This window comes from Cronbergia sp. UHCC 0137 (assembly GCF_034932285.1).
Lineage (GTDB): Bacteria > Cyanobacteriota > Cyanobacteriia > Cyanobacteriales > Nostocaceae > Cronbergia.
This window is the reverse complement of the sequence record NZ_JAYGHC010000065.1, coordinates 20674-27996: the sequence shown is the minus strand read 5'-3', so window position 1 is coordinate 27996 and position 7323 is coordinate 20674. Positions and strand designations below refer to the sequence as shown.

At 40.0% G+C, this 7323-nt stretch carries 6 protein-coding genes; all 6 read left to right on the top strand.

What is annotated here, in order from left to right; translation table 11 throughout:
* Window positions 1–33: 33 nt before the first annotated feature.
* The 6 genes from VB711_RS23105 (at window position 34) to grxC (ending at window position 7282) form a co-directional block, all read left to right on the top strand.
* Entirely contained in the window at window positions 34–588 is a 555-nt protein-coding gene (locus VB711_RS23105) for a TRAP transporter small permease subunit (RefSeq protein ID WP_323288698.1), read from the top strand.
* Window positions 572–1909, top strand: a complete 1338-nt coding sequence (locus VB711_RS23100; RefSeq protein WP_323288695.1) for a TRAP transporter large permease subunit — start codon at window positions 572–574, stop codon at window positions 1907–1909. The genes VB711_RS23105 and VB711_RS23100 overlap by 17 nt, the downstream gene beginning before the upstream one ends.
* Before the next feature lie 296 nt (window positions 1910–2205).
* Complete coding sequence (locus VB711_RS23095) at window positions 2206–3381, top strand: glycosyltransferase 87 family protein (RefSeq protein WP_323288694.1); 1176 nt, start codon at window positions 2206–2208, stop codon at window positions 3379–3381.
* 301 nt (window positions 3382–3682) lie between these two features.
* Complete coding sequence (gene hflX / locus VB711_RS23090; protein ID WP_323288696.1) at window positions 3683–5419, top strand: GTPase HflX; 1737 nt, start codon at window positions 3683–3685, stop codon at window positions 5417–5419.
* 235 nt (window positions 5420–5654) lie between these two features.
* The gene (locus VB711_RS23085; RefSeq protein ID WP_323288693.1) at window positions 5655–6479 is read left to right on the top strand and encodes an exosortase-dependent surface protein XDP2; all 825 of its coding nucleotides are present in this window, start codon (window positions 5655–5657) and stop codon (window positions 6477–6479) included.
* Window positions 6480–7012: 533 nt separating this feature from the next.
* Window positions 7013–7282, top strand: a complete 270-nt coding sequence (gene grxC, locus VB711_RS23080; protein ID WP_323288692.1) for a glutaredoxin 3 — start codon at window positions 7013–7015, stop codon at window positions 7280–7282.
* Window positions 7283–7323 lie beyond the last annotated feature (41 nt).

Here is a 7323-nt window from a genome sequence, read left to right as displayed (position 1 = left end):
TACATTTACAGAAATTTAGGAGGAAAAAAACCGTTGGATATACTTTTAAAAATATCAAACTTGATAGATGCTTGGACTGAACGCATTGGTCGGTTAAGCAGTTGGCTAGTCTTAGTCATGGTTATACTAGGAGTGTGGAACGTTGTAGGCAGATTTTTGGGACGGATGATTGGTATTAACCTTACATCCAACGCTTACATCGAAGCACAATGGTATATATTTGATTTAGTCTTTTTATTAGGCGCGGCTTATACCCTCAAACATAACGAACACGTCCGCGTTGATATATTTTACAGTAATTGGCAGAGTAAACGGAAAGCGATCGCTGATTTAGTAGGAACAATATTTTTTCTCATTCCCTTCTGCATCATGGTGATCATTTTTTCTTGGGATAGCGTTATCGCTTCCTGGCAAATTTGGGAAACATCACCAGATCCAGGTGGTTTACCCCGCTACCCCATTAAAACCATGATTATTGTCGCCTTTATTTTGCTGATTTTCCAGGGTATTTCTCAGGCGATTAAAAATGTAGCTATTCTTCAAGGTAGATTAGAAATGCAGGAGGAAAACCATGACATTAGCTTATGAATGGTTAGGACCCTTCATGTTTGCGGGGGCTTTGGTGTTGCTGTCCTTGGGATATCCAGTAGCCTTTTCCTTGGGTGGTGTGGCAATTTTATTTGGTGCTGTGGGCATAGCTTTAGGTGTTTTTGACCCGGTATTTCTCACAGCCATGCCACAACGGATTTTTGGCATCATGGCCAATTATACCCTATTAGCTATCCCTTATTTCATTTTTATGGGGTCAATGTTGGAGAAATCTGGCATAGCAGAAAGACTGCTAGAAACCATGGGGATTTTATTGGGACGGTTGCGGGGTGGTTTGGCTTTAGCTGTAGTGTTGGTAGGTGCTTTACTAGCAGCCACAACCGGGGTAGTAGCAGCCACAGTGGTAGCCATGGGTTTGATTTCTCTACCGATTATGTTGCGCTATGGGTATAATAAGGAGTTAGCTACTGGGGTGATTGCAGCTTCGGGGACATTGGGACAAATTATCCCCCCTAGCGTGGTTTTGGTAGTATTGGGTGATCAATTGGGTATATCAGTCGGTGATTTGTTCATCGGTTCGCTAATTCCCGGCTTGATGATGGCGGGATCCTTTGCCCTTCATGTGTTAATTATAGCCTATTTGCGGCCAGATGTTGCCCCAGCCTTACCTGCCCAAGTGCGAGAAATTGGTGGTAAAGCCTTGAGGAAACGGGTATTTCAGGTGATGTTACCCCCATTGATTTTGATTTTATTGGTCTTGGGGAGTATATTTTTTGGGATTGCCACACCAACAGAAGCAGGTGCGGTAGGATGTGGAGGAGCGATCGCCCTTGCTGCGGCCAATGGTCAACTCACTCTAGCATCTCTGCGTCAAGTTTGTGACAACACCTTACGAATCACCAGCATGGTAATTTTTATCTTGTTGGGTTCTACAGCCTTTAGTTTAGTGTTTCGGGGATTAAATGGCGATCAATTTATGTTTGATGTCCTGAGTAATCTCCCCGGTGGAAAATTCGGCTTTTTAGCCCTCAGCATGACAGTAGTTTTCCTTTTAGGCTTTTTTATCGACTTTTTTGAAATTGCCTTTATCATCGTTCCTTTATTTGTCCCCGTAGCCCAAACTTTAGGAATTGATTTAGTTTGGTATGGTGTAATCTTAGGTGCAAATCTACAAACATCTTTCCTCACACCACCTTTTGGTTTTGCCTTGTTTTACCTGCGTGGTGTTGCACCGCCAGAAGTCACCACAGGGGATATATATAGAGGTGTAATTCCTTTTATTTTACTGCAATTGTTAGTAGTGATTTTAATTATTGTCTTCCCAGGAATCGTTAGTTTCTTACCTTCTTTGGGAACTTAATCTAGGATTTCTATTTAATTACTGAAATCTATGTTTATGTCACAGATAAAGACGAATTAAACGCAGATTAATGCAGATAAAGGATCAATTACAGATTATTTTTGCAGTAGGTTTCATCGGAAACTGCTAACAATATTCTATCATCTTAGTACAGGACAAAAGCATTAAAAGCCTTGCACAGAAATACTTTTGTATTTTATCTCTGAAACTCTTTCTTGATGACGAAAATGTTTTTTGTCCTGTACATAGTTCCATAGCGTAAGTCCTATTATCTTGTGTTTCCTTACAAAACAATCATGTTAAAAATTCCTGTTTTTCGTTTAAAATCTCAAAAAATTATCTTTTGCTTTTTTTTAATCTTCAGCTTACTCTGTATATTCTACTTAACAAGAGGATTTTATTATTTAATCGTAGATGAAATTGGAGCTAAAGATTTGTATTCTCGTTGGATAGAACAACAATATATCTATCGCGGTTTATATTCTTACGATATCACTGAAGGTTCTCCTCTCGTAGATCCCCAATTAGGACCAGTCAGATCAGGAGGATATCCACCCTGGGCTTTTTTTTCAGGATTTATATTTTTTCCTCCTATTTCTTGGGAACTAACTCGCTGGTATCATGGCCTACTTAATACCATATCTTTAATTATTTTAACAATTTTTGCTTACCAAATTGGCCAACCTTATGGAAACTTAAAGGCCTGGTTTACCGTAGTTGCTTGTTTATCAATTAGTAGTAATGCAACTACCCTTGGTGTTGGCCAGTATGGCGTGATTATTAATGCTTTGTTAATTGGCATATTTTGGTCATTGCAAAAAAATAAGAATTTATTCGCAGGCTTATTTTTAGGATTAGCTTTACTAAAACCAACTATTTCTGCACCTTATTTTTTGATTTTAGTTATTCGTAAAAAAATTGATGCTATATTTACCTGCTGTCTGTATATTTTTATTGCCAGTTCAACCATAGGAATGCTTACTCAAGTTTCTCCTATTTACATGATTGAAAAAATGATCAAGGTTTCTCAATACTATGTTCATAGTGGATATTCTGGAATCAATGTCCTTCTGAACTTAGGGATTAATCCAGCGATCGCTACAATATTATTAGCGATAGTTGCTACTGTTATACTGATAGGCTTACTTTATCTATTTGAGAATAGTTCTTTGCTTTTTCTTTTTGCTGTTGCTGCTGTTATAGGTAGATTATGGACTTACCATCTGATATATGATAATGTGATGTTAGTTTTTTTGCTGTTATCAGTAATCGATCTGACTTTCAATAGACCAAATAAATTAAATATTTTGATATTAACTTTACTATTATTGAGTCTATCACTTCCAGCTAAAATAATCAACTTACCCTATACCCAAATTATCCAAAGCATAATCTGGGTTGTTTCTTTTATTTATCTTCTCGTTTACCAAAAGCAATCTAAAAAAATCAAGTCTAATAACCCAAGTTGCTAGTTATTAATTTTTGGATATTTTCTAGTCTGTAGGGTGTATCAAGTGCAATACACCCCTACTTTGATTTCACAAATTGGATCATCTTTTTTGTGGAGTTCTCCAAATAGAATAATTTAGGCTAATATCACTAATTTTAAAATTCTGATGGACTTTGCTTAGTTCAAAAAAACCTACATTAATCCGTAAGCTCTGTCTAAAATACCTAACGCCTCCCTCAAAAGATAGACCTGACAACCCCAATATTGTTGTAAAATAAACAAGAAAAGGATTCGGAGGGCCAGTTCACTGGTCGTAAGCGTCTATAGAGACTATCTTTGGTAATCTTCAGGGTTTAAAATCCAGCCAGCTTAAACACCTACAGCGGCTGTATCACCAACGCATTCCCGGTGATCACATAACCACATCTGATTTTGCCCAGCGTTTGGCAGCAATTAGTACAGAACTTAATCAACCTGTATGTGCCTACCTCAACCGTCGTGGACAAGTGATCCGGGTGGGGGTAGGCACGCCACGTCAAACCCAAATTCCACCCCTAGAACTACCCCGTTATGGTGCGGAGCGTCTAAGCGGGATTCGTTGTATAGCAACCCATTTGAAACCGGAACCACCCAACGAGGCGGCACTGACAGCGATGGCATTACAACGTTTAGATGCCTTAGTAGTTTTGAATATAACTGGTGCAGGATTTACGCGCCGGGGTGGTGGTGCTACTGGGTACGTGAAAGAAGCTTACTTGGCTAATTTAGTATCCAATAGTAAACAGTTAGTTTTAACTCAGTCTTCAGGCATCACGACCCAAGACTCAGCCCTATATTCCAATATCTCGCCACCATTGAGTTTAGATGCCTTAGTGCAGCAAGATTTTCTAGAGTTAGTAGAAAGTTTAGAAGCCCAATTTTACCGAGACTATATTGCTCAGGAAGTAGACGCTGACCATGATCGGGTGGTGATTGTCGGCGTACTAACTGAGAGAATGAGTCCCCAACAGTTCCAGGACATATTACTAGAATTAGCACGATTGGTAGATACGGCTGGGGGAGATGTATTACAGACACTACAACAAAAGCGATCGCGCATTCATCCCCAAACAGTCATCGGTGAAGGTAAAGTGCAAGAAGTCGCCCTCACAGCCCAAACTTTGGGAGCAAATCTCGTCGTCTTCGACCGTGACCTCTCCCCCGCCCAAATCCGCAACCTAGAAGCGCAAATTGGCATCCGGGTAGTTGACCGCACCGAAGTCATTTTAGATATCTTTGCCCAACGCGCCCAATCTGGTGCAGGTAAATTGCAAGTCGAACTGGCACAATTAGAATATATGATGCCACGACTAGTCGGTAGAGGGCGAACAATGTCACGACTAGGTGGTGGGATAGGAACTCGTGGGCCTGGTGAAACCAAACTAGAAACAGAACGCCGAGCCATTCAGCGCCGCATTTCTCGACTACAACAAGAAGTCAACCAGTTACAAGCCCATCGTTCACGATTACGGCAACGGCGACAACATCGAGAAGTTCCCTCAGTCGCATTAGTAGGTTATACCAACGCAGGTAAATCAACCTTACTCAACGCTCTCACCAACTCTGAAGTTTACACCGCCGACCAACTTTTTGCCACCCTTGACCCCACTACCCGACGCTTGATCATTCCCCAAGCTGAGACGGGTGAACCGCAAGAAACTCTGATGACAGATACAGTAGGGTTTATCCATGAGTTACCCTCCTCCTTAATGGATGCCTTCCGTGCTACCTTAGAAGAAGTCACAGAAGCCGATGCCCTACTGCATTTAGTCGATTTATCCCATCCCGCCTGGTTGAGTCATATTCGCGCAGTGCGGGAAATTTTGGCACAAATGCCCATCACTCCTGGACCAGCTTTGGTAGCCTTTAACAAAATTGATCAAGTTAGTAGTGAAACACTGGCAATAGCTCGTGAAGAGTTTCCCCTAGCAGTATTTATTTCTGCTCGTCAGCGTCTGGGATTAGAAACCCTACGTCAGCGTTTGTCTTTGTTAATTCAATACGCCGTAGATTCTGAATAAGTTTTCTGATAAAGGAAACATTTAACTGTGACAGATTTAGTATATATACTGAATCTGTTTATTTTTTGTAAACCGGAAATAAATTTTTGATAAAGTCCAAGACTCTTTGATATATGACTTCTAATTAGAGGGTATAAACTTAGTAGAAGTATTTTTTACTGGTTGCGTTCCTGTAGAAAAGATAATTTTACACACACGATCCAAACCAAGTTTCATTTACCAAACAGAACCTACTATGAATCTTCGTAACCTATCTGCTATCCTCTTAGCGTCTTTCGGTACAGTTTTAGCCTTTTCCCCAGCCGCTAAAGCTGCCAACTTTACTTCCACAATCCAAGGTACAGATCCCAAAGGTAATATTTTCCTCCAATCTATTACCCAAAACAACACAACATTCAGCAACTTTAATTTTGTCACCAGCGCTACTATTCTAGAAAACGATGCCTGGACTGGTGGCAATAGTGGCGCAGCTAGTACAGATAGAGGTGATAATGCCTCTTCTCCTTTTGCTACTCAAGAAAATTTAGTTGCAAGTAATGCTAGTGATGGAGCTAAAGTTGCTGCTTTCTTAGGTAACAACAACTTAAACAATATCATTGATACCGAAGACACTGGTAAGTTCAAAATGAACGTCAACTTTGCTTCTGCCATTACTGCTGATAGCACTGGTTTAGATAACCTGTTCTTTTTTGAACGTGGTAAAAACAGTCAATTGAAAATCCAAGCTCTTAATGCTACTGGTTCACTAATTGGTAATGCTATGACTCTAAACTCAGCCAATTTTGGCGACGCTGGGTACAGCATTGACACCTTAGAAATTGGCGGATCTCAAACTGTAGGCTCATTCGGCGTTAGCCTTGCAAGTCTAGGAGTTAACAGTCTTTATGGTCTGCAATTAATATCAGAATCTAACTTTAATGGCCCTGACTTTAAAGTAATTGCTAGACAATCTGTAGTTGCTCCCCAAGAAATTCCTGAACCTGGTAATATTGCTGCTTTAGCTCTATTAACCGTTGGTGCTTTGGGTTTACTCAAGAAAAAGTCTTTGGTTCAAGTTTAAACAGACTTAGGGGTGAACGGTTGTTTGCCCCTAAAATTATAGGACTTACCCACTGTACAAAATGCAGATGATATGTATGAAGGAAATTGCCTAGTTTCAGGCTCTTGGAATCGCCTATTAGTGCGGTGCGTCAGATAGAGAAAATCTGTTAGATGCTCAATTATCCGGTCTGACGCACCCTACAAGAGATAAAATCCATCATCCTTATGTAGGGCTTATGCTACGCTACGCTATCAGCAAACCCTAAATTACTTTTTTATCAAAAAGAATACAGGAGTCAGGAGTCAGAAATCAGAATGAATTATATACGACGGGCGGATGTATAATTGGGTTTAAGACCCCCACAAAATCTATGGTTTGGTGGTCAATAAGAAAGTGGTGGGTATGAATCCCCCACTAATTTATTCTGACTCCTGGCTACTGACTCCTGACTCCTTCTTCAATATTATTTTGATTTTCACCAAATGGAATCGGCTACGCTTTTTCAGAAAAGCTGTCTAAAATTAAAAGGTATTATATTGAATTGTGGATTTATGGCTGCTAAGGTAGAAATTTATACTTGGAGTACCTGCCCCTTTTGTAATCGTTCTAAAAGTTTACTCAATCACAAAGGGGTTGATTTTATAGAATACAAAATCGACGGAGATGAGGTAGCAAGGGATAAAATGGCGCAAAGGGCTAATGGAAAGCGTTCCATGCCTCAAATTTTTATCAATGATCAACACATTGGTGGTTGTGATGACATCTATACTTTAGACCATCAAGGCAAGCTGGATGAAATGCTGGCTGTTAATAGTATTTAACTCAAGTTGCTAGTTATTAGTTTTTCGGATATTTTGTAGTC